The organism is Methylobacterium crusticola, from assembly GCF_003574465.1.
Classification (GTDB): Bacteria; Pseudomonadota; Alphaproteobacteria; order Rhizobiales; family Beijerinckiaceae; genus Methylobacterium; species Methylobacterium crusticola.
In genome coordinates this window covers 17016-42721 of record NZ_QOWC01000058.1, presented here as the reverse complement: position 1 = coordinate 42721, position 25706 = coordinate 17016, and the positions used below count along the sequence as shown (strand labels likewise).

General features: G+C 73.3%; 26 protein-coding genes and 1 pseudogene. 17 read left to right on the top strand and 10 right to left on the bottom strand.

Features of this window, described 5'->3' with window-relative positions; genetic code table 11:
• Positions 1-373 (bottom strand): annotated as a pseudogene (locus DT057_RS35530) (hypothetical protein); the annotation flags it as partial.
• 260 nt (positions 374-633) lie between these two features.
• Between DT057_RS35530 and DT057_RS19000 the strand changes: the two are divergent.
• The 7 genes from DT057_RS19000 (at position 634) to DT057_RS18970 (ending at position 8124) form a co-directional block, all read left to right on the top strand.
• Positions 634-1356 carry an SGNH/GDSL hydrolase family protein gene (locus DT057_RS19000; RefSeq protein WP_128563670.1) on the top strand — a complete coding sequence of 241 codons (723 nt, stop codon included), beginning with the start codon at positions 634-636 and terminating at the stop codon, positions 1354-1356.
• Between the two features lie 517 nt (positions 1357-1873).
• Positions 1874-3463 carry a PAS domain-containing sensor histidine kinase gene (locus DT057_RS18995; RefSeq protein ID WP_162501446.1) on the top strand — a complete coding sequence of 530 codons (1590 nt, stop codon included), beginning with the start codon at positions 1874-1876 and terminating at the stop codon, positions 3461-3463.
• Between the two features lie 51 nt (positions 3464-3514).
• Positions 3515-4255 (top strand): DNA repair protein RecO, encoded by a 741-nt coding sequence (gene recO / locus DT057_RS18990; RefSeq protein WP_128563668.1) that lies wholly within the window; start codon positions 3515-3517, stop codon positions 4253-4255.
• Between the two features lie 118 nt (positions 4256-4373).
• Positions 4374-6620 carry a DNA topoisomerase IV subunit A gene (parC, locus tag DT057_RS18985; RefSeq protein WP_128563674.1) on the top strand — a complete coding sequence of 749 codons (2247 nt, stop codon included), beginning with the start codon at positions 4374-4376 and terminating at the stop codon, positions 6618-6620.
• Positions 6621-6638: 18 nt separating this feature from the next.
• Positions 6639-6953 carry a hypothetical protein gene (locus DT057_RS18980; protein WP_128563667.1) on the top strand — a complete coding sequence of 105 codons (315 nt, stop codon included), beginning with the start codon at positions 6639-6641 and terminating at the stop codon, positions 6951-6953.
• A complete protein-coding gene (locus tag DT057_RS18975; RefSeq protein WP_128563666.1) occupies positions 6950-7153 on the top strand; it encodes a hypothetical protein in 204 nt (67 codons plus the stop codon). The genes DT057_RS18980 and DT057_RS18975 overlap by 4 nt, the downstream gene beginning before the upstream one ends.
• Before the next feature lie 416 nt (positions 7154-7569).
• Positions 7570-8124, top strand: coding sequence for a hypothetical protein (locus DT057_RS18970; protein WP_128563665.1), 555 nt, complete (start codon positions 7570-7572; stop codon positions 8122-8124).
• A gap of 78 nt (positions 8125-8202) precedes the next feature.
• Here the strand turns inward: DT057_RS18970 and rpe are convergent, their stop codons facing one another.
• From rpe to DT057_RS18925, 9 genes are all read right to left on the bottom strand, one after another.
• Positions 8203-8886 carry a ribulose-phosphate 3-epimerase gene (gene rpe, locus DT057_RS18965; protein WP_128563664.1) on the bottom strand — a complete coding sequence of 228 codons (684 nt, stop codon included), beginning with the start codon at positions 8884-8886 and terminating at the stop codon, positions 8203-8205.
• Between the two features lie 111 nt (positions 8887-8997).
• Positions 8998-9273 carry a translation initiation factor IF-1 gene (infA, locus tag DT057_RS18960; RefSeq protein WP_128563663.1) on the bottom strand — a complete coding sequence of 92 codons (276 nt, stop codon included), beginning with the start codon at positions 9271-9273 and terminating at the stop codon, positions 8998-9000.
• Between the two features lie 293 nt (positions 9274-9566).
• Complete coding sequence (locus tag DT057_RS18955; RefSeq protein ID WP_128563662.1) at positions 9567-10694, bottom strand: branched-chain amino acid ABC transporter substrate-binding protein; 1128 nt, start codon at positions 10692-10694, stop codon at positions 9567-9569.
• 144 nt (positions 10695-10838) lie between these two features.
• Positions 10839-11198 carry a DUF6867 family protein gene (locus DT057_RS18950; RefSeq protein WP_128563661.1) on the bottom strand — a complete coding sequence of 120 codons (360 nt, stop codon included), beginning with the start codon at positions 11196-11198 and terminating at the stop codon, positions 10839-10841.
• Entirely contained in the window at positions 11198-11980 is a 783-nt protein-coding gene (locus tag DT057_RS18945) for an ABC transporter ATP-binding protein (RefSeq protein WP_128563660.1), read from the bottom strand. Before DT057_RS18945 ends, DT057_RS18950 begins: the two co-directional genes overlap by 1 nt.
• Positions 11977-12591: a LysE family translocator gene (locus DT057_RS18940; RefSeq protein ID WP_128563659.1), complete on the bottom strand. Its 615-nt coding sequence runs from the start codon at positions 12589-12591 to the stop codon at positions 11977-11979. Before DT057_RS18940 ends, DT057_RS18945 begins: the two co-directional genes overlap by 4 nt.
• Positions 12588-13442: an ABC transporter ATP-binding protein gene (locus tag DT057_RS18935; protein WP_128563658.1), complete on the bottom strand. Its 855-nt coding sequence runs from the start codon at positions 13440-13442 to the stop codon at positions 12588-12590. Before DT057_RS18935 ends, DT057_RS18940 begins: the two co-directional genes overlap by 4 nt.
• The gene (gene livM / locus DT057_RS18930) at positions 13442-14866 is read right to left on the bottom strand and encodes a high-affinity branched-chain amino acid ABC transporter permease LivM (protein WP_128563657.1); all 1425 of its coding nucleotides are present in this window, start codon (positions 14864-14866) and stop codon (positions 13442-13444) included. The genes DT057_RS18935 and livM overlap by 1 nt, the downstream gene beginning before the upstream one ends.
• On the bottom strand, positions 14866-15786 hold the full coding sequence (locus DT057_RS18925; protein ID WP_128563656.1) for a branched-chain amino acid ABC transporter permease: 921 nt from the start codon (positions 15784-15786) through the stop codon (positions 14866-14868). Before DT057_RS18925 ends, livM begins: the two co-directional genes overlap by 1 nt.
• 228 nt (positions 15787-16014) lie before the next feature.
• Here DT057_RS18925 and DT057_RS18920 point away from each other — a divergent pair, with 228 nt between their 5' ends.
• From DT057_RS18920 to DT057_RS18875, 10 genes are all read left to right on the top strand, one after another.
• A complete protein-coding gene (locus DT057_RS18920) occupies positions 16015-16479 on the top strand; it encodes an SRPBCC family protein (protein WP_128563655.1) in 465 nt (154 codons plus the stop codon).
• Positions 16480-16814: 335 nt separating this feature from the next.
• Entirely contained in the window at positions 16815-17309 is a 495-nt protein-coding gene (locus tag DT057_RS18915; protein WP_128563654.1) for a (2Fe-2S)-binding protein, read from the top strand.
• A gap of 214 nt (positions 17310-17523) precedes the next feature.
• Positions 17524-19893, top strand: coding sequence for a xanthine dehydrogenase family protein molybdopterin-binding subunit (locus tag DT057_RS18910; RefSeq protein ID WP_128563653.1), 2370 nt, complete (start codon positions 17524-17526; stop codon positions 19891-19893).
• Positions 19894-19906: 13 nt separating this feature from the next.
• Positions 19907-20710, top strand: coding sequence for an FAD binding domain-containing protein (locus DT057_RS18905; protein ID WP_128563652.1), 804 nt, complete (start codon positions 19907-19909; stop codon positions 20708-20710).
• A gap of 144 nt (positions 20711-20854) precedes the next feature.
• Entirely contained in the window at positions 20855-21757 is a 903-nt protein-coding gene (locus DT057_RS18900; RefSeq protein WP_128563651.1) for an AAA family ATPase, read from the top strand.
• A complete protein-coding gene (locus DT057_RS18895) occupies positions 21754-22953 on the top strand; it encodes a vWA domain-containing protein (protein WP_128563650.1) in 1200 nt (399 codons plus the stop codon). The genes DT057_RS18900 and DT057_RS18895 overlap by 4 nt, the downstream gene beginning before the upstream one ends.
• Positions 22954-23014: 61 nt before the next feature.
• A complete protein-coding gene (locus DT057_RS18890) occupies positions 23015-23338 on the top strand; it encodes an XdhC family protein (protein ID WP_128563649.1) in 324 nt (107 codons plus the stop codon).
• A 7-nt stretch (positions 23339-23345) separates the two neighbouring features.
• The gene (locus tag DT057_RS18885; protein WP_128563648.1) at positions 23346-24044 is read left to right on the top strand and encodes an XdhC family protein; all 699 of its coding nucleotides are present in this window, start codon (positions 23346-23348) and stop codon (positions 24042-24044) included.
• The gene (locus DT057_RS18880; protein ID WP_128563647.1) at positions 24041-25063 is read left to right on the top strand and encodes a molybdopterin-binding protein; all 1023 of its coding nucleotides are present in this window, start codon (positions 24041-24043) and stop codon (positions 25061-25063) included. The genes DT057_RS18885 and DT057_RS18880 overlap by 4 nt, the downstream gene beginning before the upstream one ends.
• Complete coding sequence (locus DT057_RS18875) at positions 25056-25691, top strand: nucleotidyltransferase family protein (protein ID WP_128563646.1); 636 nt, start codon at positions 25056-25058, stop codon at positions 25689-25691. The genes DT057_RS18880 and DT057_RS18875 overlap by 8 nt, the downstream gene beginning before the upstream one ends.
• Positions 25692-25706: the final 15 nt, after the last annotated feature.

Sequence of the window (25706 nt, the reverse complement as noted above, 5' to 3'; positions counted from 1 at the left end):
GGTCGAGGGAGGCGGCGGGCGCGGCGGCCGGGGCGATCGCGACCGTCCGCACGAGCCCGCCGGAGGGGGCGACCGCGGCGCCCGAGGCGGCCGCGACGTCCGAGGGGGCCGCGGCCGCGGCCGGACCGGCCTTCAGCGCCGGGATGCCGTCGCGGATCTCCGGCATGTCGGTGATGCGCCCGAACCGCACCTCGCTCTGGCGCGGGCGCAGGATGTCGGTGACGACCGGGTAGGCGGCCGCCCCGAGCCCCGCGAAGCCACCGACGCCGAGGGCGGCCAGCATCGCGAGCCGGACCGGACGGCCCAGGCTCCGCGGGGCTGCCCGCGGCGTACGCATCTCTGTCGGATCGATCTCGACGGACATCATCGGCACGGGGCTCTCCACACGCAACGCCCTTGACCGTGCATCGAAGGCCACGAATCAGGCGCCAAGATGTCGGGCGGTGCGCGCCACCCGTGGATAAACCGGACGTTTCACGAATTCGTTAGCGTTCGCCGCGCGACGATGCCGCCCGCGCATCGCCCCGGGGCGGGGACGCCGGTTGACTCCCCGCCCGGCGAGGCGCTCCTGGCGCCGCGCGGGAGCGCGATCGCTGGCGCCGCGCGGAGGCGCGGTCGACGGGGAACGGGGTCGTGCGGGTGCGGAGAGAGGTCTGGATCGCCGCGGCCGCATTCGCGGCCGCGGCGGGCGCGGGCGCCTGGCTCGCCCGCGGGGGCGAGACCGGGCAGGAGATGACGGCGTTCCGCGAGGCGCGGGCGTTCGCGGTCTCGGCCCAGATCGGCCAGATCGCCGGCCCCTACAGCCTCCTCCTCGGCGATTCGCAGCTCGAGCGCCTCTACCTGCCGCGGCTCTGCGGCGCGCCGGCGGTCGACGCCGGCATCGCCGGGACCCGCGCGGCCGGGCTGCGGGGCGTCGTGGCCCGCATCCGCCTGCCCCGGCCGCCCGCCGCCATCGTGGTGACGGTCGGCACCAACGACCTCACCCGGCGCCACCGCGCCGCGGAGCGCGACGCGGCCGAGGGCTTCCGCCGGGACGTCCGCGGGCTGATGGCCGATCTCGCGCCCCTGACCCGGACGCTCGTCGCCACGCCGGTGCCGCCCTTCGATGCCGCGCGCGCGGGCATCGCCAGCCAGTATGACGCGGGCGAGGAGGCCGCCTACTCGGCGATCGTCGCGGAGGAATGCGCGCGCGCCGGCTGCCGCTTCCTCGACATCTACGCGGGCCGGCGCAGCCCCGAGGCCCTGGCGCTCTCGCCGGACGGCGTCCATCTCGGCCTCGACCCGGCGGCCCGGGACGACATCGCCGGGCGCCTCGAGGGCGCCCTCTGCGCCGACCGCGCCGTCGGCACGCGCTGAGCCCGCGCCCGGCTTCGCCGGGGCCGGCTTCGCCGGGGCCGGCCTCGCCGGCGGACCGCCTCGGGCCGGCCGGATCGGCATCCCGGCCGCCGCGCGTCAGTGTCGGAGAAGGTCGCGGCCCGCGGACGCGAGGCCGGCACCATCGTTTTACTTCGCCGCGCAGGGTTCCGACAGGTCGAGCACGCCCGGCTTCCCCGCGATCTGCCTCATCGCGATTGCCCGGTCGGCGCCTTCATCCCGCGGCCGAGCCGTTGTCCTGGAAACGTCTGTACGCGCCTGACGGAGAGGTGGTATCGGGATGCACTGTGTTGCGCCGGAACCAAGACTTCGTGTTTTCTCCGTGAACGGGATTTGCCAGACGCCGTCCCTGGGTTAGCAAGGAGAAGCTCTGTGCGTGCCCGATTCGGCCGGCGCCGCGATCGAGCCCCGGACGGCGCGGATGGTCGCCGTCGCGGCCCCGATCGGCGCCGACCGGTGGGACCCGGACGGTGCCGCGGGCGTGCGAGAAGGAAGACCGATGACCGTCCGGAGCCACCATCCGCTCAACGGCGTCCCGTTCCCGGTTCCGCTCGGCGATCTCGACGAGGGGGGCCGGGAGGAGGGCGCGGCGCGGGAGGCCGGCGACGCGCCCGCGCGCCTTCTGCTGGAGGCGATGCCGCACAAGGTCTGGCTGCTCGGCCCGGACGGCGCCGTCACGTTCGCCAACCGGTCGGCCCGCACGGCCTATTCCGACCTGTCGGAGACCCGCGGGGAGGCCGGCTGCCTCCACCCGGAGGACCGGGCCCGGGCCGTGGAGGCGCGGCGCGGCGCGCTCGCCTCGGGGGCGGCCTACGTGTTCACCGGCCGCTACCGGAGCGAGGACGGGAACTGGCGCTGGCACCAGACCGACACCGTGCCGATCCCGGGCGGGGGCGGGGTGGCCGGCTGGCTCGTGACCGCGGTCGACGTGGACGACGTCGTCGCCGACAACAAGGCCCTGGAGGCCACCACGAACCTGCTGCTCCTGGCCAAGAAGTCGGCCGGCGCCGGCCTCTGGGACTGGAACATGCGCTCCGGCGCCCTCTCCCTGTCGGAGCAGGGCGCGCACCTGCACGGGCTGGAGGCCCGCGCCTGCACGCTGACCTCCGCGGCCTGGACGGCGCTGATCGAGCCCGAGGACCGCAAGGTGCTGTGGGACGCCGTGACCCAGGCGGTGTCGACCCGGACGCCGTTCTCGGCCGACCTCCGGGTGCGGGACGGGGCCGGGGGCGTGCGCTGGATCCAGAGCATCGGCCGCGTGCTCGACGATGCCACCGGCACGAGCGCGCGCATCGTCGGCCTGGCCCTCGACATCACGGCCCGCAAGCAGTCCGAGCAGGCCCTGGCCCGGGCCCGGGACGACGCCGAGCGGGCGAGCCGCGCGAAGTCCGAGTTCCTCGACACCATGAGCCACGAGATCCGCACGCCCCTGAACGCCGTCCTGGGCTTCACCGACCACCTGCTCAAGCGCCCCCTCGACGGCGAGACGCTGCGCCAGATCGGCGTCGTGCACGACGCCGGGTCGGCGCTGCTGCGGGTCGTGGACGACGTGCTCGACATCGCCCAGATCGAGGCCGGCCGGGTCGCCTTCGACGTGGAGCCCTTCGGCCTCCAGGACCTCGTCGACGGGACCGTGGCGATCGCCCGCGGGGTCGCGTCCCGCAAGCGCCTGCCGATCGCCGTCCTGCGGGGCCCGGACCTGCCGGCCCGGGTCGTGGGCGACCCCGGGCGGATCCGGCAGGTGCTGCTGAACCTCCTCGACAACGCGGTGAAGTTCACGGCCGCCGGGTCCGCCACCCTGGCGGTGACCCTCGACGGCCTCGAGGCCGGGCAGGCCCGCCTGCGCTTCACGGTGAGCGACACCGGGATCGGGATCTCGCGGGCGCAGCTCGAGCAGCTCTTCGTCCGCTTCGGCCAGGCCGACGGCTCGATCCGGCGCCGCTTCGGCGGGTCGGGCCTCGGGCTCACGATCTGCCGCCACCTGATCGACCTCATGGGCGGCACGATCGGCATCGACAGCGAGCCCGGCCGCGGCACGCGGGTGTGGGTCAGCCTGCCGCTGCCGGTCGCGGAGGGGACGCCGGCGTGAGCGCCCGGCGGCAGTTCCGGTCGGGGCCGCGAGGCCCTATCATCCCGCGCCATGCAGTGGACGGATGACGGGCTGGTTCTCGGGGTGCGCCGGCACGGGGAGACCGGCAGCGTCCTCGAGCTGATGACGGCCGCGCACGGCCGCCACCTCGGCCTCGTGCACGGCGGGCGCTCGCGCCGGATGCAGCCGGTGCTCCAGCCCGGCAACCTGGTGCGGGCGGTGTGGCGCGCCCGCCTCGACGACAGCCTCGGCAGCTTCGCGGTGGAGCCGCTCGAGACCGCCGCCGCCCGGCTCATGGGGTCCCGGCTCGCCCTCTACGGCCTCGGCCACGCCGCCGGCCTGATGCGGCTGCTCCCGGAGCGCGATCCCCACCCGGCCCTGTACGCGGCGGCCCGGGTGCTGATCGAGCACCTGCACGACCCGGCCCTCGCCCCGGCCCTGATGGTGCGGTTCGAGCTCGCGATGCTGGCCGAGCTCGGCTTCGGCCTCGACCTCGCGACCTGCGCGGCGACGGGCACCAACGCCTACCTGGCCTACGTCTCGCCGAAGAGCGGCCGGGCGGTGAGCGCCGCCGCGGGCGAGCCCTGGCGCGACCGCCTGCTGGCCCTGCCCGACTTCCTGGTCCCGCGCGACGACCGCCGCGGCCTCAACGTGCCGAGCGCGGGCGACATTCGTCAGGGATTTACCTTGACGGGATATTTTCTCGACCAGCACATCTGGCGTCCGCGCGATGTTCCGGAGCCGGAGGAGCGGGCGCGTTTCGTCGCACTCGGCACCGCCGAGACGCGCTAAGTCACTGTCGGGCCTCGTGCCAGGACGTCGGGCGCGAACGGCGCGCTTCCTGGCCACGCGCCGATGTTCGTGTTATGTTCTGGTCTCGTGACCGGCGAATCGTGAGTTGACGGATCCCATGGGCAAGCCCTTCGAGCCACCCACCGACCGCGACGGCATCGAGAACGTCGACCTCAAGGCGGCGCTCGAGGAGCGCTACCTCGCCTACGCGCTCTCGACCATCATGCACCGGGCCCTGCCGGACGCGCGCGACGGCCTCAAGCCCGTGCACCGGCGCATCCTGCACGCCATGCGGCTGCTCAAGCTCGATCCCGGCAACGGCTACAAGAAGTGCGCCCGCGTCGTCGGCGACGTGATCGGCAAGTACCACCCGCACGGCGACACCGCGGTCTACGACGCCCTGGTGCGCCTGGCGCAGGACTTCGCGCAGCGCTACCCGCTGGTCGACGGCCAGGGCAATTTCGGCAACATCGACGGCGATAACGCGGCCGCCCAGCGCTACACCGAGTGCCGGATGACCGAGGTCGCCCGCCTCCTGCTCGACGGGATGGAGGAGGACGCGGTCGACTTCCGGCCCAATTACGACGGGCAGGAAGAGGAGCCGGTGGTGCTGCCGGCGGCCTTCCCGAACCTGCTGGCCAACGGCTCCCAGGGCATCGCGGTCGGCATGGCGACCTCGATCCCGCCCCACAACGCCGCCGAGCTCTGCGACGCGGCGCTCTACCTCATCACCCACCCGGCCGCGACCTCCGAGCAGCTGACGAACTTCGTCAAGGGACCGGACTTCCCGACCGGCGGCATCGTGATCGATTCCGCCGCCTCGATCGCGGAGGCCTACCGCACCGGGCGCGGCGGCTTCCGGGTGCGGGCGCGCTGGACGAGGGAGGATCTCGGCCGCGGCACCTGGGCCGTCGTGGTGACGGAGATCCCGTACGGCGTGCCGAAGGCGCGCCTGATCGAGAAGATGGCGGAGCTGCTCCAGGAACGGAAGCTGCCGCTCCTCGCCGACGTGCGCGACGAGTCGGCCGAGGACGTCCGGGTGGTGCTGGAGCCGCGCTCGCGCACGGTCGACCCCGTCATCCTGATGGAATCGCTGTTCCGGCTCACCGAGCTCGAGAGCCGCATCCCGCTCAACATGAACGTGCTGGTCGGCGGGCAGGTGCCCCGGGTCATCGGCCTCGCCGAGGCGCTGCGCGAGTGGCTCGACCACCGCCGCGTCGTGCTCCAGCGCCGCTCGCGCCACCGCCTCGACCAGATCGAGCGCCGCCTGGAGATCCTGGGCGGCCTGCTCATCGTCTACCTCGACCTCGACCGGGTGATCCAGATCATCCGCGAGGAGGACGAGCCCAAGGCCGAGCTGATGCGCGTCTTCCAGCTCACCGAGCTGCAGGCGAACGCCATCCTGGACACCCGCCTGCGCAGCCTGCGCAAGCTCGAGGAGATGGCGCTGAAGCGCGAGCTCGACGCGCTCACCAGGGAGAAGGCCGACCTCGACGCGCTGCTCGGCTCCGAGAGCCAGCAATGGACCTCCATCGCCAGGCAGATCCGGGCGGTGCGCAAGACCTACGGGCCCGAGACCGCGATCGGCCGCCGGCGCACCACCCTCGAGAACCCGCCCGACACCACGGGCATCGACTTCTCGGAGGCGATGGTCGAGCGCGAGCCGATCACCGTGATCGTGTCGCAGAAGGGCTGGATCCGGGCGCTGAAGAGCCACGTCGCCGACCTCTCGGGCGTCCAGTTCAAGGGCGACGACGCCCTCAAGCTCAGCTTCCCGACCGAGACGACCGCCAAGATCCTGGTGCTGGCCTCGAACGGCAAGGTCTTCACCCTGGAGGCGGCGCGCCTGCCGGGCGGGCGCGGCTTCGGCGACCCGCTTCGCCTGATGGTCGACCTCGACGAGGGCTCCGAGATCGTCACCGCCTGGGCCCACCGGCCGGGCGTCCGGCTGCTCTTCGCCACCAGCGACGGGCGCGGCTTCGTCACGCCGGCGGACGGGCTCGTGGCCAACACCCGCAAGGGCAGGCAGCTCGTGGCGCTCGACGACCCGGCGACCACGACCCACTGCGTCGAGGTCGGGGCGGGCGACCACGTCGCGGCCTGCGGCGAGAACCGGCTGCTCGTGGTCTTCCCCCTGGCCGAGGTGCCCGAGATGGCGAGGGGCAAGGGCGTGCGGCTCCAGCGCTACCGCGAGGGCGGCCTCGCGACCCTGAGCGTGTTCAAGCTCGCCGAGGGGCTGACCTGGCCCGACAGCGCCGGGCGCACCCGCACGGTGGCGGGCGAGGAGCTCGCCAAGTGGGTCGGCCACCGCGGCACGGTCGGGGTCATGGCGCCGCGCGGGTTCCCGAAGAGCAGCAGGGCATAGGGAGGCGGCAGGCCCGGCATGGCGAGCGGGCACCCCATCGATCAGAGCGGAGACCCGGGTCGCGGCGACGCCGCGGCCGAGGAGCGGCGGCGGGCGGAGGCGGCGCTCGCCCGGGACACGCTGATCCACAACGAGCAGGTGAAGCTCACCGCCAACCTGATGAATATCGGCGCGGCCGGGTTCGCCATCACGGGCATCGTCGCTCCGCTCACGGGCGCCCTGGCGACCACCGGCCGCATCGGCGACGATGCCCTGGCCCTGATGGTCGTTTGGTTCGTGCTCGGCGTTGGTCTACACTGCGGTGCGAGGCTGACGCTGACGAACCTGCGATGATGAGCCTGACGACCTACGCCTTCGTCCTCGTTCCGTGCCTGGTGAGCGGGGCCGCGGCGCTGGGCATCGTCACGCTCCGGCGCTCGGCCGCGCGGCTCGACCGGCGGATCGCCCGCCTCGCCGCCGAGGCCACCGCCTCGCCCCCTCGCGACCCCCTGGCCGACCGCTCCTGGCCGGCGCGCCGCGCCGTCGGGCGCTGAGCGGCGGCCCCCCTCCCGCGCCGGCCTGAAGAAGACCGGTACTCCCGGGAAGGCGCCGGCGGCCGGGCCCGCACGCCCGGCGCGCCGGCGATCCGGCCCGTTGCGGCGAGCTCGACCGATCCGATCCCCGCACGACCGGACCGCCGCCGCGGCCCCGGCTCCGCGCCCGGTCGCGCGCCGGCATGGCTGCGTGGCTGCGTGGCCGCGGCCGCGGCCGCGTTGGGTCGAGACAACCACAAGCGGTTGTGATCAAGCGTAACAACCAAGGTTCGTATGAGCGATAAATGCTCAAATTTAACTTGGCCATCGACTTATGAGCAAAAAGTGCTCTATTATTTTCTACTTGTCAGTGCTTGTGAAATTTACGATTGGGCCCTACAAGCGACTTCGGTCACCACTCCCGACGATGGCATCGCATGACAGCGAGATTCCGGCTCACTCGCGCCTACATCGACCTCGGCCGCGCGGGACGCCGACGCTGGCCGGCCGGCGCCGAGGGGCACCTGGTCAAGGAGCCGGCGGCGACCGGCGGGGAAGCCCGGGTCCCGGAGCGCGGGCGCGGCCTCGCGGCCTGCGCCGCCCCGGCCCCGCGGCGGCGCGCGACCGAGGCCGATCCGCTGGTGGCGGAGGTCCAGGCGCTCGCCGCGACGGTCGCCCGGCTCGGTCTCGGCCGCCTGCCGGCCCTGATCGAGCGCCGCTCCCGCGAGGACGTGACCTTCGGCACGCAGGCGCACGCGATCGACGGCCTTCGGGCCGACGTCGAGCAGAGCCTCGCGGCGCTCGGCCGGATGATCGACGCCGCGCAGGACCTCCTGCGGGCAGGGCGCGTCCCGGGCCCGGCGCTCGGGGCGCTGAGGGCGCGCATCAGGGTGGAGGCGGCGGCGTGCGGCCGCCGCCTCGAGGCCCTCATGGGCGCGCTCGAGGCCTCGGGCTGCCTGCCGGAGGCGGGCGGCGACGAGGCCGCCGGCTGATCCCGGGGCGGACGCGCCGCATGGGGGCGAAGGCCGGGCGGTCCTCGCGCCGGGGACGCCCTCGTCGGCCGCGCCGCCTCAGACCCAGGTGCCGGCGGCGGCCTCCGCCGCCCGCCGGAGCGCCGCGATGTTCGCCCCGTAGGCGTCGCGGCCCCCCTTGAAGATCGCCGAGCCGGCCACCAGCACGTTGGCGCCCGCCGCCACGACCGCGGCGGCGGTGTCCGGGGTGATGCCGCCATCGACCTCGACGTCGATGGGGCGGTCCCCCACCATCGCCCGCACGCGGCGCACGGTCTCGCAGGCGGAGGCGATGAAGCTCTGGCCCCCGAAGCCCGGGTTGACGGTCATGCAGAGGACGAGGTCGACCGCGTCGAGCACGGGCTCGACCAGGGACGCGGGCGTGCCCGGGTTCAGGGCCACGCCGGCGCGCTTGCCGAGCGCCCGGATGGCCTGGAGCGAGCGGAGCAGGTGGGGCCCGGCCTCGGCGTGGACCGTGATGATGTCGGCCCCCGCCTGCGCGAAGGCGTCGAGGTAGGGGTCGGCCGGGGCGATCATCAGGTGGACGTCGAAGACCGCCTGCGTGTGCGGGCGCAGCGCCCGGACCACGACCGGGCCGAAGCTCAGGTTCGGCACGAAGTGGCCGTCCATCACGTCGACATGGACCCAGTCCGCCCCCGCCGCGACCACGTCGCGGACCTCCTCCCCGAGCCGCGCGAAGTCGGACGACAGGATCGAGGGGGCGATCACCAGGGGACGGGTCATGGGTCTCAGGTCCGGGGCTCGGGTCCGTGACGTCGACGCAGAAGGGCCGGGGTTCTCACCCCGGCCCCAAGTGTCGGCTGGTCCGCGTGGCGCGGGCGGGTCGTCGGCGCCTCAGCGCCGGCGGAACTGGCCGCCGCGGAAGGGCGGGCGCGGCCCTGAGGCGCGCTCGTCCTTGTGCCGGAACACCAGCCGCCCCTTCTCGAGGTCGTAGGGCGACATCTCGACGGTGACGCGGTCCCCGGCCAGAGTCTTGATGCGGTTCTTCTTCATCTTGCCGGCCGTGTAGGCCACGATCTCGTGGCCCTGGTCGAGCTGCACGCGGTAGCGCGCGTCCGGCAGGATCTCGAGCACGAGACCGTCGAACTGCATCAACTCTTCTTTCGCCATTCACACTCTCCGCTCCGGGCGCCGTCGCGGTCGGCACGCCGGGAGCCTATTCTCGATCGAATCCAGCGCGACGCGGCCGGCCGTGAAGGAGCTCGGCCGGGGCCGGGCGCTCTGCGGACCTTCGAACGCTGGGCTGCATGTAAGGTGAGGCGTAGGGACGCGCAAGCCGTGCCGGTGACGGACGCACGGGTTCGTCACACGCGGGCGCCCGGAATCCGCGCGGGATGCCGGGCGCTCGCGCGCGGGGCGGGCCGGCCGGAGCGCCTCCGGCCGGCCGCCGGGAGGGCGGCGCCCTACTGGGTCAGCTCGTTGCCGGTGTAGTCGATGCGGCCGTCGGCGCCCTTCTTCCACACGTACATGATGTAGTCCGGGCGGGTGATGTCGCCCTTCTTGTCGTACGAGATGTCGCCGATCACGGTCTTGAACGGCTTGCCCTCGTGCATGTAGGCGGCGACCTTCTTGCCGTCGGTCGACTTCGTCGCCTCCATGGCGGCCTTCAGGATCTGGACGGCGGCGTAGGAGTAGAGGGTGTAGGCCTCGGGATCGTAGTTGCGGGCCTTGAACTCGGCCACGACGTCCTTGGCGTTGGGGTTCTTGCGGGCGTCGGGCGCGAAGGTCATGAGGGTGCCGTCGGCGCCCGGGCCGGCGATCTGGGCGTACTCCTTGTCGGTGATGCCGTCGCCGCTCATCAGGGGCGCGTTGAGGCCCTGGTCGCGCATCTGGCGCACGATCAGGCCGGCCTCCGTGTGCAGGCCGCCGTAGTAGATCACGTCGGTCTTGGCCTGCTTCAGCTTGGAGACGAGGGCGGAGTAGTCCTTCTCGCCGGGGTTGATGCCCTCGAACAGCACGTCCTTGCCGCCCTTGGCCTTGAGGGACTTGAGGGTCTCGTCCGCGAGGCCGCGGCCGTAGGGCGTCTTGTCGTGCACGAAGGCGATGTTCTTGCCCTTGAACTTGTCGGCCAGGTAGCTGCCGGCGACCGCGCCCTGCTGGTCGTCGCGGCCGCAGGTCCGGAAGGTGTTCCAGAGCTTGCGGTCGGTGAATTTCGGGTTGGTCGAGGCCGGCGTGATCTGGACGATGCCGGACTCGCCGTAGACGTCGGAGGCCGGGATCGAGACGCCGGAGTTGAAGTGGCCGACCACGGCCTTGACGCCGTCGGCCGAGAACTTGTTGGCGACCGAGACGCCCTGCTTCGGATCCGAGGCGTCGTCGCCGACCACCAGCACGATCTTCTGGCCGTTGATGCCGCCGGCCTTGTTGATGTCGGCGACCGCCTGCTCGGCGCCGTTCTTGAGCTGGGCCCCGAAGGCCGCGTTGGGGCCGGTGATCGGGCCCGCGACGCCGATCTTGACCTGGGCCTGGGCGGTGCCGGCCCAGGCGAGGCCGGCCGCGAGGGCGAAGCCGGCCAGTAGCGTGCGCTTCATCGGTGAACTCCTCTGGATCAGGTTCTGACGTCAGGCTTGTTGGGCCCCCGGGGGGGCCGGGACGAACCGGAGGGAGACCTCCGGAATCCTGCAACTCTCGCGCGCCGCTCCGTCGAAGTCACGACGGAAAAAGCGGCGCCCGCCCTACGCGCCCGCCCCGCCGCGGGTCCGCCACGTCAGCGGGCCGGTGCGCTCGTAGAGCCAGCGGTACTGGGTCGTCATCTGCCGGGCCCGGGTCGTGCGGTAGCCGAGCGAGCCGACGGCCAGCAGCACGATCGTGTCGACGACGTAGTAGTGCGGCGACACGAAGGTGCCCTCGAACAGCGCGTGGTGGATGAAGCGCACGGCGACGCCGAGGAGCAGCAGCGCCACGACGACCTGCCAGTAGGGCCGCCACCCCAGGGCGATGCCCCGGGCGATCATCCAGGCGCCCCAGCCGCCCATCACCACCGTCACGAACAGGAAGAGCCAGACCGTGCTCTCCTCGTAGAGGATGCCCTGCATCAGTGCCGCCCCCCCTCGAGGTAGGCCGCCTTCACGGACGGGTCGTCGAGCAGCTGCTTGCCCGAGCCCGACATCGTGATGGTGCCGGTGACCATGACGTAGCCGCGATGCGCGAGCTTGAGAGCGTGGTAGGCGTTCTGCTCCACCAGGAACACCGTCATCCCGTCGCGCTCGTTGAGCTCCCGGATCACCGAGAAGATCTGCTTGACGATCAGCGGCGCGAGCCCGAGCGAGGGCTCGTCGAGGAGCAGGAGCCGGGGCCGGCTCATCAGCGCCCGGGCGATGGCGAGCATCTGCTGCTCGCCGCCCGACATGGTGCCGCCGCGCTGGTGCAGGCGCTCCTTGAGGCGCGGGAACAGGCCGCAGACGCGCTCCAGGTCCTGCACGAAGTGGGTGCCGCCGTTGACCGCGGCCCCCATCTGGAGGTTCTCGTAGACGGTCATGCGCGGGAAGATGCGCCGGCCCTCGGGCGATTGCGCCAGGTTGAGCCGGGCGATCTCGTGCGTGGGCATCCGGGTGATGTCCCGGCCCGCGTAGGTGATGCTGCCTTCCCGGGCCCGCGGGCTGCCGAAGATCGTCATCATCAGGGTCGACTTGCCGGCCCCGTTCGCCCCGATCAGGGTGACGATCTCGCCCTCGTTGACGTCGAGGTCGACGCCCTTGAGGGCGATGATGTTGCCGTAATAGGTCTTCACGCCCCGCACGGTGAGGAGCGGCGCGCGGGCGCCCGCTTCGCGGGCGCGGGTCTCGTCGACCAGGACGTTGATGCCCGCGACGCTCACGGCGCGCTCCGGGCCGCGGCGAGGCCGGCCCCGATCAGGAGGCCGCCGCCGAGACGGTTGAGGAGGCGCCGCCGCCCGGGCCGGGCGAGGAGCCCGCCGGCCCGGGAGGCGGCGAGCGCGTAGCCGAGGGCGTTGAGGAGCGCGAGGGAGACGAAGGTCGCCTCGAAGATCGCCATCTGGGTCAAGAGGTCCCCTTGCGGGTCGAGGAACTGGGGCAGGAAGGCGATGAAGAACGTCAGGCTCTTCGGGTTGAGGGTGGTGACGAGCCAGGCCTGCGCCGCCATGCGGAGCGCCGGGGCGCCCGCCCGCGGCGGGGCCGCGACGGCGCCGCCCGCCCGCCAGAGCTTCACCCCGACCCAGACCAGGTAGGCCGCGCCGCACCACTTGAGGAGCGTGAACAGGCTGCCGGAGGCCGCCAGGAGCGCGCCGAGCCCGAGGAGCGAGAGCGTCATCGCGGTGAGGTCCCCGAGGGCGACCCCGATCGCGGCCGGCAGGGCCGCCCGGAAGCCGCTCCCGACGGCGTAGGAGACGACGAGGAGGATCGTCGGTCCGGGGATCACCAGCAGGAGCGCCGACGCCGCCGCGAAGGCCGCCCAGGTCGAGACCGTCATACGCCCACCTCCGCCTCGACCGTCTCGACTTCCTCGTCCTCGACGCCGAGATAGGCCGCGATCACGCTCTGGTCGCTCTGGATCTCGGCCGGGGTGCCGTCCGCGATCTTGGTGCCGTAATCGAGCACCACGACGTGGTCGGAGATCTCCATCACCACCGACATGTCGTGCTCGATCAGGAGCACGGAGGTGTCGTGGTCGTCCCGGATGGCCCGCAGGAGGTCGTTGAGCGCCAGCGATTCCCGGGGGTTGAGGCCGGCCGCGGGCTCGTCGAGGCAGAGCAGCACCGGGTCGGTGCACATCGCCCGGGCGATCTCGAGCCGGCGCTGGTCGCCGTAGGGCAGGTCCCCGGCCGGGTCGTCGGCCCGGTGGATCAGGTGGATGCGGGTGAGCCACTCCACCGCCTTGTCGATCGCCGCCTTCTCGGCCCGCCGGTAGGCCGGCAGGCCGACGAGGCCCGCGAGCGTGTAGCCGGAGGCCCGCATCATCGGGTTGTGCTGGGCCACCAGGAGGTTCTCGAGCACCGTCATGCCGGTGAAGAGGCGGATGTTCTGGAAGGTGCGGGCCACGCGGGCGCGGCGGTTCACCGCGTAGCCGGGCAGGCGCTCGAGCAGGAACTCCGCGCCGTCCCGGTGGCGCAGGGTCATCATGCCCTCGGTCGGCTTGTAGAAGCCGGTGATGCAGTTGAAGACCGTGGTCTTGCCGGCGCCGTTGGGCCCGATGAGGGCGGTGATGTCGCCGCGCCCGGCCCGGAACGTGAGGTCGTTGACGGCCACGAGGCCGCCGAACCGCATGGTGACGTGGTCGACCGTCAGCACCGGGTCGTCGAGGCGGGGGGAGGGGGCGCCCATCAGCCGTGCCCCTCCTTCACGAACGAGCCCGAGATGCGCTTGCGCTCCTTCAGCACCAGGGAGGGCGAGCGCTCCGAGATCAGGCCGCGGGGGCGCCAGATCATCATCAGCACCATGGCGAGGCCGAAGAGGAGCAGGCGGTACTCGTTGGGGTCGAAGCCCTCGCCGAAGACCGCGCTCAGGAAGCCGAGGTTGCGCAGCATCTCGGGCCCGCCGACCATCGCCACCGCCGCGATGGCGACGCCGATCTGCGAGCCCATGCCGCCCAGGACCACGATGGCCAGGATGATGGCGCTCTCCAGGAAGTTGAAGCTCTCGGGGCTGACGAAGCCCTGCCGGACGGCGAAGAAGGAGCCCGCGAACCCCCCGAACATGGCGCCGAGCGCGAAGGCGGTGAGCTTCGTGTTGGTGGTGTTGATGCCGAGCGAGCGGCAGGCGATCTCGTCCTCGCGCAGGGCCTCCCAGGCCCGCCCGATCGGCAGCCGGCGCAGGCGCAGGGTGACGAGGTTGGTGACCAGGGCGAGGGCCAGGATCAGGTAGTAGAGGAAGATCACCCGGTGCATCGGGCTGAACGGGAGCCCGAGCCGGGCCGCGAAGCCGTCCTCGTCCGCCGTGAACGGGATGCCGAAGAAGGTGGCGCGGGGGATGGACGAGATGCCGGCACCGCCCCCCGAGAAGTCCTGCCAGTTGATCAGGACGAGGCGGATGATCTCCCCGAAGGCGAGCGTCACGATGGCGAGGTAGTCGCCGCGCAGGCGCAGCACCGGGAAGCCGAGGATCATCCCCCACAGGCCCGCGAACAAGCCGGCGAGCGGCAGGCAGACCCAGAACGACCAGCCGAGCGTGGTGGAGAGGAGCGCGTACGAGTAGGCGCCCACCGCGTAGAAGGCTACGTAGCCGAGGTCGAGGAGGCCGGCGAGGCCCACCACGATGTTGAGGCCCCAGCCGAGCATCACGTAGGTGAGGATCAGGATGCCGAGGTCGACCCAGTAGCGCGATTCGCCGAGCCCCCCGGTGCCCAGGACGGCGAGGAGCGGGAACGTCGCGGCGACGCCGAGGAACAGCGGCAGGGCGAGGCCCGACACCCTCTGGCCGGCGTTCGGGGTCGCGTCCACGGCCTCGGTGGCCTGCCGGGGCGCCGGCGTCAGGGCCCGGCGCGCGTCGCGGTTGGCCACCACCGCGCGCTGGGCGAGGCGGCCCAGGAACACGAGCCCGCACAGGATGGCGACGAGGCCCCAGCGCGGCTTCAGGCCGAGGGCGCTGGTCTCGCTGAGGTCGGTGCGGAAGGCGATGATCGGGACGCAGAGGCCGAAGGTCACGAGCGCGAACAGGGCCGCGTCCCTGACGATCCCGGCGACGTCGAGGGGGGGGCGGGCCGCCGCGGGGGCGGCCGCGATGGCGGGGGCGGGGGCCGGCGTTGCCATCAGACCTTCTCGACCTCGGGCCGGCCGAGGATGCCGGAGGGCATGAAGATCAGCACGATGGCGAGGATCGAGAACGCCGCCACGTCCTTGTACTCGATCGAGAAGTAGGCCGACCAGAAGGTCTCGACGAGGCCGATGATGAGCCCGCCGAGCACTGCCCCCGGCAGGCTGCCGATGCCGCCGAGCACCGCCGCCGTGAAGGCCTTGACCCCCGGCACGAAGCCGTCGGCGAACGACACGACGCCGTAATAGAGGAGGTACATGGTGCCGGCCACGGCCGCGAGGCCGGCCCCGAGCACGAAGGTCAGCGAGATGGTGCGGTCGACGTCGATGCCGAGCAACGCCGCCATCTTGCGGTCCTGCTCGCAGGCCCGCTGGGCCCGGCCGAGGGGCGTGCGCTGCACGAGGTACCAGAACCCGGCGAGCAGCACGGCGGTCACCGCCATGATGACGATCTGCCGGTAGGAGAGCGCGACCGCGTAGCCGTTCTCCCCGGTCCAGAGCACGATGACCTCGCGCATCATCGGCGGCGTCGGCTTGTTGCGGGCGCCCTGCACCACCTGGACGAAGTTCGACAGGAAGATCGAGACGCCGATGGCCGAGATCAGGGGCGCCAGCCGGAACGAGCCCCGCAGGGGCCGGTAGGCGATGCGCTCGATCGACCAGCCCCAGAGGGCGGTCAGCACCATCGCCACCACCAGCACGATCAGGAGCGCGAGGGCGATCGACGAGATGCCGAGCCAGGTGGTGAGGATCAGGAAGGTGATCAGCGCGATGAAGGCGGACAGCATGAACACGTCGCCATGGGCGAAGTTGATCATCCCGATGATGCCGAACACCATCGTGTAGCCGATGGCGATGAGGCCGTAGATCGACCCCAGCGTCAGCCCGTTGATGAGCTGCTGCGCGAAGACCTCCATGCGGTCACGTTCTCCATAATCCTGGAGCGCAGCGGCGCTCGGGCCCCCCGGGTCGGCCGCGCGCGTGTCCCCGCGTGCCGGCCGCTCCTCGGGACCAGCCTTAGCAAGCACCGCACCACTCGACAATCGGGACCCGCCGGGCGGGTGTGCGAAAGGCCGGGTGGCTCGCGCCGAACCGCTCCGCTATCCTCGTGCGGGGCAATGTCCGCCGAGGGGGAGAGCGCCGCGATGGCGATGACGATGACGGGCGAGGTCGTGCTGCCCGCCGACCAGCAGACCGTGTGGGAGAAGCTCAACGACCCGGAGGTGCTCAAGCGCTGCATCCCGGGCTGCGACGTGCTGGAGAAGACCGCCGACAACGAGCTGCAGGCCTCGGCCAAGATCGCGGTCGGCCCCGTGAAGGCGACCTTCAAGGGCAAGGTCACCCTCTCCGACATCGACCCCCCGAACGGCTACCGCATCTCGGGCGAGGGGCAGGGCGGCGTCGCGGGCTTCGCCAAGGGCGGCGCCGTGGTCCGGCTCGAGCCGGTCGAGGGCGGCCAGACCAGGATGACCTACGACGTCGACGCGAGCGTCGGCGGCAAGATCGCCCAGCTCGGCGGGCGCCTGATCAACGGCGTCGCCAAGAAGTACGCGGACGGCTTCTTCGACACCTTCGCCAAGGAGGTGCAGGGCGGCCCGCCCGCGGCCTGACGCCCGCCGGCCGGGCGTCCCCCTGCCCAGGGCTTGATCACGCCCGGCCGGGCAGCCCTCTGCCCACGGCTCGATCACGCCCGGCCGATCGGCCGCCCCGTCGTGCGGCCGGGAGCCTGCCCGCGCCAGCAGGCGCCGGCCCGCGCCGGTTTGGCGGGATTTCGGCCGGTTTGGGCGTCCAAAGGTCCACCGGACCCCTCCTTGACCGTTCGTTCCGGGCGGTTGACACTCGAATTCGAGCAATTCCAGCCAGGACGCGGCCGGCCCTGGTCCACACACCGCACGGGACCCGCTCAAGGGTCCGGGGGCATCGGCCAGGAGGAGGAAGGCATCCCATGAGCTCCGTCAGCCTGACGGTGAACGGCAAGGCCGTGACCGCCGACATCGACCCGCGCACCCTGCTGGTGCAGTACCTGCGCGATTCCCTGCGCCTCACGGGCACGCATGTGGGCTGCGACACGAGCCAGTGCGGCGCCTGCGTGGTGCACCTCGACGGGCAGGCCGTGAAGGCCTGCACGGTGCTCACCGTCCAGTGCGAGGGCCGCGAGGTCACGACCATCGAGGGCCTGGCCTCCGGCGGCGCCCTGCACCCGATGCAGGCGGCCTTCCGGGAGCACCACGGCCTCCAGTGCGGCTACTGCACGCCCGGCATGATCATGACCGCGGTGGACCTCGTGCGGCGCAAGGGCCACGCCCTCGACGAGCACACCATCCGGCACGAGCTCGAGGGCAACATCTGCCGCTGCACGGGCTACCACAACATCGTCAAGGCGATCGGCGCGGGCGCCGCCGCCATGGCGGGCGGGCCGCAGCAGGCCGCCGCGGAGTAGCGCGCCCGAGGGCCCGCGGGGTCCCGGCGCGCCGGGACCTCGGGACAGGACCCCGGGACTGGACCCCGGGACTGGACCCCGGGACTCCGGGACAGGACCCCGGGACGGGGCCCCAAGACAGGAGGTCCGGTCCGGCGGCGAACCGTCCGGGGCCGGGCCGCGACCGAGCCGGCGCCCCGACGGGCCCGCGCCAGGCCATCACGGGAGAGAGACCATGACCGCCACCGGCATCGGCGCCCCCGTGCGCCGCAAGGAAGACCAGCGCTTCATCACCGGTAAGGGCCGCTACGTCGACGACTTCAACCGCCCGGGCCAGGCCCATGCCTGCTTCCTGCGCTCGCCCCACGCCCACGCGGCGATCCGCGGCATCGATGCCGGGGCGGCGCGCGCCATGCCGGGCGTGCTCGCGGTCCTGACCGGCGAGGACCTGGCGGCCGACAAGGTCGGCGGCCTGATCTGCGGCTGGATGATCCACTCGAAGGACGGCACCCCGATGAAGGCCGGGGCGCACCCGGCCCTGGCCCAGGGCAAGGTGCGCTACGTCGGCGACCACGTCGCCGTGGTGGTGGCCGAGACCCTGTCCCAGGCCAAGGACGCCGCCGAGGCGATCGCGGTCGCGTACGACCTCCTGCCCGCCGTGGTGGAGACCGCCCGGGCCGCGGGCGCCGGCACGGTCATCCACGACGTCGCGCCCGACAACACCGTGTTCAACTGGCACCTCGGCAACCAGGCCGACGTCGAGGCCGCCTTCGCCCGGGCGGCGCACGTCACGGCGATCGACCTCGTGAACAACCGCCTGGTGCCCAACGCCATCGAGCCCCGCGCCGCCATCGGGGATTACGACGAGGCCGAGGAGCAGTTCACCCTCTACACCACGAGCCAGAACCCGCACGTCGCCCGGCTGGTGCTGTCTGCCTTCATCGGCATCGCGCCCGAGAACAAGCTCCGGGTGGTGGCGCCCGACGTCGGCGGCGGCTTCGGCTCCAAGATCTTCATCTACGCCGAGGAGACGGTCTGCGTCTGGGCGGCCCGGAAGGTCGGCCGGCCCGTGAAGTGGACGAGCGACCGCACGGAGGCCTTCCTGTGCGACGCGCACGGCCGCGATCACGTCACCCACGCCGAGATGGCCCTCGACGAGAGCGGCAGGATCCTGGCGCTCAAGGTCCACACCATCGCCAACCTCGGCGCCTACCTGTCGACCTTCGCGTCCTCGGTGCCGACCTACCTGTACGCGCCCCTGCTGTCGGGCCAGTACAACATCCCGGCGATCTACTGCGAGGTCGACGGGGTCTACACCAACACCGCGCCGGTGGACGCCTACCGGGGCGCCGGCCGCCCGGAGGCGACCTTCGTGATCGAGCGCCTCGCCGAGGTGGCGGCGCGCCAGCTCGGCCAGGACCCGGCGCGGTTCCGCCGCCGCAACTACGTCAAGGCGTTCCCGCACCAGACGCCCGTCATCATGATGTACGACGGGGGCGACTACGCGGCCTCCCTCGACAAGGCGCTGGAGATCGCCGACCACAAGGGCTTCCCCCGGCGCCGGCGCGAGAGCGCCCGCAACGGCAAGCTCCGGGGCCTCGGCTTCTCGTCCTACATCGAGGCCTGCGGCATCGCCCCGTCCCAGGCGGTGGGCTCCCTCGGGGCCGGGGTGGGCCTGTGGGAATCCGCGGAGGTGCGGGTGAACCCGACGGGCTCGATCGAGGTGCTGACCGGCTCCCACAGCCACGGCCAGGGCCACGAGACCACCTTCGCGCAGCTCGTCTCCGACCGGCTCGGCGTGCCGATCGAGAGCGTCTCCATCGTGCACGGCGACACCGACAAGGTGCAGTTCGGCATGGGCACCTACGGGTCGCGCTCGGGCGCCGTCGGCATGTCGGCCATCGCCAAGGCGCTCGACAAGGTCGTCGCCAAGGGCCGCAAGGTGGCGGCCTACGCCCTGGAGGCCGGCGAGGGCGACATCGAGTTCAAGGACGGCCGCTTCTCGGTCGCCGGCACCGACCGGTCGCTGGCCTTCGGCGAGGTCGCGCTCCAGGCCTACATCGCCCACAAGTTCACCGGCGCCGAGCTCGAGCCCGGCCTGAAGGAGGGGGCGTTCTACGACCCCACCAACTTCACGTTCCCGGCGGGCGTCCACATCTGCGAGCTCGAGGTCGATCCCGACACCGGCCACGTCACCATCGAGCGCTTCACCGCGGTCGACGATTTCGGCAACATCATCAACCCGATGATCGTCGAGGGGCAGGTCCACGGCGGCATCGCGCAGGGCGTCGGCCAGGCCCTGTTCGAGGGCGCCGTCTACGATTCCGACGGCCAGCTCGTCACCGCGAGCTTCATGGATTACCGCATGCCCCGGGCCGAGGACCTGCCCTCGTTCGAGGTCGGCATGACGGTGACGCCGTGCCCGTCGAACCCGCTCGGCATCAAGGGCTGCGGCGAGGCCGGCGCCATCGCGGCCCCGGCCGCGGTGATGAACGCGCTGACGGACGCCCTCGGGCACGAGAACATCGCGATGCCGGCGACGCCGCTGGCGGTGTGGCGGGCCGCGCAGGCGAGCCCGCACCTCCAGCCCGCGGCCGCCGAGTAAGAGGGGACCCCCGATGTACGCCTTCGCCTACCACCACCCGACCAGCCTGAAGGAGGCCGCCGGCCTCCTCGCCAAGGACGCCGACGCCAAGATCGTGGCCGGCGGCCACACCCTGCTGCCGACGATGAAGCAGCGCCTCGCGGCGCCCGGCAGCCTCGTCGACCTCGCCCGGGTGCCCGACCTCGCGGGCATCGAGCGCACGCCCCGCGCCGTCACGATCGGCGCGATGGCCACCCACGCCATGGTGGCGGATTCGGCCGAGATCCGGGAGGCGATCCCGGCCCTGACCGAGCTCGCCGCCCTGATCGGCGACCCCGCGGTGCGCCACCGCGGCACCATCGGGGGCTCCGTCGCCAACAACGATCCCGCCGCCGACTACCCGGCCGCCTGCCTGGCCCTCGGCGCCACCATCGGCACCAACAAGCGCAAGATCGCGGCCGAGGACTACTTCACGGGGCTGTTCGAGACCGCGCTCGAAGAGGGCGAGATCGTCACCTCGGTGTCGTTCCCGATCCCCCACAAGGCCGCCTACGAGAAGTTCCGCAACCCGGCCTCGCGCTACGCCCTCGTGGGCGTGTTCGTGGCCAAGCGCCCGAGCGACATCCGGGTCACCGTGACGGGGGCGGGCTCGAACGGCGTCTTCCGCTGGACGGAGGCCGAGGAGGCGCTGGCCAAGCGCTTCTCGCCGAAATCCCTCGACGGCCTGTCGGCCTCGCCGGCGAACCTCAACAGCGACCTGCACGCCGACGCCGCCTACCGGGCGCACCTGATCGGCGTCATGGCCCGCCGCGCGGTCCAGAAGGCGGCCGACCGTTAGCGCCCGGGGTCTCCCCCCGCGGGGGGAGACCGCCCGCTCCCCGGGGGGGCGGTCGCCCTCCCGCCGGCCCCGGCGCCGGCCCGTCGCGGGGCTGCAAACGACCGCCCGCCGCGCGACAATGCTGGCGCACTCCACGGAAGCCGAATGACCCTGCCCACCTCCATCGACGCCACCCTGGCGCTGCTCTCCTCCGCCGGCTACGTCGCCGACCGGGCGCTCGCCACGGTGGTGTTCCTGTCCCTCAAGCTCGGGCGGCCGCTCTTCCTCGAGGGGGAGGCGGGCGTCGGCAAGACCGAGATCGCCAAGGTGCTGGCCCGCGGCCTCGGGCGGTCCCTGATCCGGCTGCAATGCTACGAGGGGCTCGACGTCGCGGCCGCCGTCTACGAGTGGAACTACGCCGGACAGATGATGGCGATCCGCCTCGCGGAGGCGGGCGGGAGCGTCGACCGCTCGCGCCTCGAGGCGGAGCTGTTCTCCGAGCGCTACCTGATCCGCCGGCCCCTGCTGCGGGCCCTGGAGCCGGGGGAGGGCGGCGCGCCGGTGCTGCTGATCGACGAGCTCGACCGCACGGACGAGGCCTTCGAGGCCTTCCTGCTCGAGGTCCTGTCCGACTTCCAGGTCACGATCCCGGAGCTCGGCACCATCCGGGCCGCCGGGGCGCCGGTGGTGATCCTGACCTCGAACCGGACCCGCGAGATCCACGACGCCCTCAAGCGGCGCTGCCTCTACCACTGGGTCGACTACCCGGACGCCGCCCGCGAGCTCGAGATCCTCAGGACCCGCCTGCCGGACGCCCCCGCCTCCCTCTCGCGCGACGTCGTCGCCTTCGTGCAGGCGATCCGCAAGGAGGACCTGTTCAAGGCGCCGGGCGTCGCCGAGACCCTCGACTGGGCGACGGCGCTCGTCGAGCTCGACGCCATCGCGCTCGACCCGACGCTCGTCATCGACACGCTCGGCGTGCTGCTGAAGTACCAGGACGACATCCAGGCCATGCAGGGCGGCCGCGCCAAGGCCCTGCTCGACGAGGTGCGGTCCGCCGCCCGATGAGCCAGAGCAGCGGCCGGCTCCCCGCCAACATCGCCTACTTCGCCCGGGCGCTCCGGGCGGCCGGCCTGCCCGTGGGGCCGGGCGACGTGCTCGACGCCGTGACGGCGGTCGAGGCCGCCGCCATCGGCACCCGGGAGGAGTTCTACTGGACGCTCCACGCCGTGCTGGTGCGCCGGCACGAGCACTCGGCCCTGTTCGCCGAGGCGTTCCGGCTGTTCTGGCGCCGGCGCGACCTGATCGAGGCGATGATCGCCCAGATGTCGCCGGTGGCGCCCGACAAGGCGCCGCCCAAGGCCCCCAATCCCGGCGCCCTGCGGGTGCGCGAGGCCCTGAGCCCGAAGGTCGAGCGCCGGCCGCCCGAGGTGAAGGAGGAGGACCTCTCCACCGCCTACCTGTCGGTCTCCGAGCGCGAGGTGCTCAAGGCCAAGGACTTCGCCCAGATGAGCGCCGACGAGGTCGCGCAGGCCCGGCGCCTGATCGCGGCCCTGCGGATGCCCGACGACGCGACGCCGACGCGCCGCTTCGAGGCGACGGCGCGGGGCCGCATCGACCCCCGCCGCAGCTTCCGCCGCACCGTGCGGGCGGGCGGGGCCATCGACCTCGCCTTCCGGAGCCCCCGGGTGCGCCCGCCGCCCCTCGTCGCCCTCTGCGACATCTCCGGCTCGATGGCGGAGTATTCCCGGCTGTTCCTGCACTTCCTGCACGCCGTGAGCGAGAAGCGCCGCGTGCACAGCTTCGTGTTCGCGACGCGGCTCACCAACATCACCCGCGAGCTCGCCCGCCGCGACCCGGACGAGGCGCTGGCGCGGGCGAGCGGCCGGGCGCAGGACTGGGAGGGCGGCACCCGCATCGCCGAGGCGCTGCACGTCTTCAACCGGCGCTGGTCGCGGCGGGTCCTGGGGGGCGGGGCGGTCGTGCTGCTGTTCACGGACGGGCTCGAGCGCGAGGTCACGCCGGAGCTGACCTTCGAGATGGACCGGCTCCGGCGCTCGTGCCGGCGCCTGGTCTGGCTCAACCCGCTCCTGCGCTTCGAGGGCTTCGCGGCCCGCGCCACCGGCATCCGGGCCATGCTGCCCCACGTCGACGACTTCCGGCCGATCCACAGCCTCGCCGCGATGGCGGACCTCTGCCGCGCGCTCGGCGCAGCCCCGTCCCGCGCGGCCGATCCGACGGCGTGGTTGCGCGCGGCCGGCTGACACCTACCTTGTGCGTGTCGCGCGCTCGGGGCCACGGGCCGGCGCGCGGGAGGCCACCGCCATGCTGTCGACCGACACCGACATCCTCTCCGCCGCCGAGGCTTGGCGCGACGCCGGCCGCGGCGTCGCCCTCGCCACCGTGATCGAGACCTGGGGCTCGGCCCCGCGCCCGGTCGGCAGCCACCTCGTCATCGACCAGGAGGGCAACTTCCTCGGCTCGGTCTCGGGCGGCTGCGTCGAGGGCGCGGTCATCGCCGAGGCCGCCGACGTGATCGAGGACGGCCGGCCGCGGGTGCTCGAGTTCGGCGTCGCCGACGAGACCGCCTGGCGGGTCGGGCTCTCCTGCGGCGGCCGCATCCGCGTCCTCGTCGAGCCGGTCGCGTGAGGCGGCCGTGAAGCTCGACCTCCTGCGGGACCTCAACCGCGAGCGCGCCGCCCGCCGCGCCGCCATCCTGGTCACGGCCGTCGCGGACGGGACGCAGCGCCTCGTGCGCGAGGCCGACGCCGAGGCCGACCCCCTCGCCCCCGAGCTGCTCGCCCGCTTCCGGTCCGGCAGGAGCGGGATCGTCGAGGCCGGGGGCGGACCGCTCTTCCTCACCGTGCAGGTGCCCCCGCCGCGGCTCGTGGTGATCGGCGCCGTCCACATCAGCCAGGCGCTCGCGCCCATGGCGGCGCTCGTCGACCTCGACGTCACGGTGATCGATCCCCGCACCGCCTTCGCGACGCCCGAGCGCTTCCCCGACGTCTCCCTGCTGCCGCTCTGGCCCGACGAGGGGCTCTCCCGGCTGCCGCCCCTCGACCGCTACACGGCCGTCGCGGCCCTGACCCACGACCCCAAGATCGACGACCCGGCGCTCGTCGCCGCCTCCCGGGCCGCGTGCTTCTACGTCGGCGCGCTCGGCTCGCGCAAGACGCACGGGCGGCGCGTCGAGCGCCTCGGGGCGGCGGGGCTCTCGGAGGCCGAGATCGCCCGCATCCGGGCGCCCATCGGCCTCGACATCGGCGCCGTGAGCCCGGCCGAGATCGCCGTCTCGGTGCTCGCCGAGGTGATCGGCGCCCTGCGCCAGGACCGGCGCCGGGCCCCCGCATGAGGTTCGGGCCGGTTCCGGTGGCGGAGGCCGCCGGGCTCATCGCCGCCCACTCGGTGCGGGCCGGCGACGCGGTGGTGCGCAAGGGCCGGGTGATCGGCCGCGAGGACGCGCTCCGCCTCGCGGCGGCCGGCATCCGCGAGGTCGTCGCCGTCGCGCTCGAGGCGGGCGACGTCGGCGAGGACGACGCCGCCCACGCCCTGGCGCGCGCGGCGGCCGGCCCGGGCCTCACCGTCGAGCCCCCGTTCACCGGGCGCTCCAACCTCCACGCCGCCGAGGCCGGGGTGCTGTGCCTCGACCCGGCCGTCGTCGCGGCCGTGAACGGCGTCGACGAGGCCGTGACCCTGGCGACGCTCCCGGCCTTCAAGCCGGTCGTGCCCGGCGAGATGGTGGCGACCGTCAAGATCATCCCGTACGCCGTGCCGGGCGCGGTGCTGGACCGGGCGCTCGCCGCCGCGGCGGCGCCGGCGATCCGGGTCGCGCCCTACCGGCGCCGGCGGGTCGCGGCGGTCTCGACCCTGCTGCCCGGCCTCAAGGCGAGCGTGGTGGAGAAGACCCTGCGCACCCTCGAGGCGCGCCTCGCGCCCACCGGCGCGGCGCTCGCCGCCGAGGTGCGGGTGCCGCACGAGGCCGCCGCCGTGGCGGGCGCCCTGCGGGACGCGGTGGAGCGGGACGGGGCCGACCTCGCGGTGGTGTTCGGCGCCTCCGCCATCGCCGACCGGCGCGACGTCATCCCGGCCGGGATCGAGGCCGCGGGCGGGCGGGTCGACCACCTCGGCATGCCGGTCGATCCCGGGAACCTGCTGCTCCTCGGCCGCCTCGGCGCCGTGCCGGTGATCGGCGCGCCGGGCTGCGCCCGCTCCCCCAAGGAGAACGGCTTCGACTGGATCCTGCACCGCCTGCTCGCGGATCTGCCCGTCACCCGCCAGGACATCGTCGGCTTCGGCGTCGGCGGGCTGCTGATGGAGATCGTGTCGCGGCCCCAGCCCCGGTCCGGGGGCGGGAGCGACGCGGATGCCTGAGGCGCCGGTCGGCCTCGTGCTGCTGGCGGCCGGGCGCGGCACCCGGTTCGGCCCGGAGCCGAAGCTCCTCGCCCGCCTCGACGGCGAGCCGCTGGTGCGCCACGCCGCCGCGGCGGCCCTGGCCGCGACGACCCTGGCCTCGGGCCTCGGGCCGGTGGTGGCGGTGCTCGGCCACGCCGAGCCGGAGGTCCGCGCGGCGCTGCGCGGGCTGCCCCTGACCCTGGTGCGCAACCCGGCCTACGCGGACGGCATGGCGACCTCCCTCAGGGCCGGGCTCGCGGCGCTGCCGGACGCCGTCGAGGGGGCGATCGTGCTCCTCGGCGACATGCCGCGGATCGGCGCCGGCCTGCTGGTGCGGCTCGCGGGCGCGTTCCGGGAGGCCGCCGCGGGCGGCGCTCCGGCCCCCGCCGCCGTGGTGCCGGTGCGGGCGGGGCGGCGGGGCAACCCGGTGCTGCTGAACCGGCGCCTGCTCGCGGACGGCCTGTCGTCCCTCGCCGGCGACCGCGGCGCCGGGCCCCTGCTGGCGGCCCGGAGCGACGTCCTGGAGGTGCCGGTCGAGGAGGCCGGGATCCTGCTCGACGTCGACACGCCGGCGGCCCTGGCGGGCCTCGGCGGGACGGCGCGCTGAGGCGGCGCGGGCCGC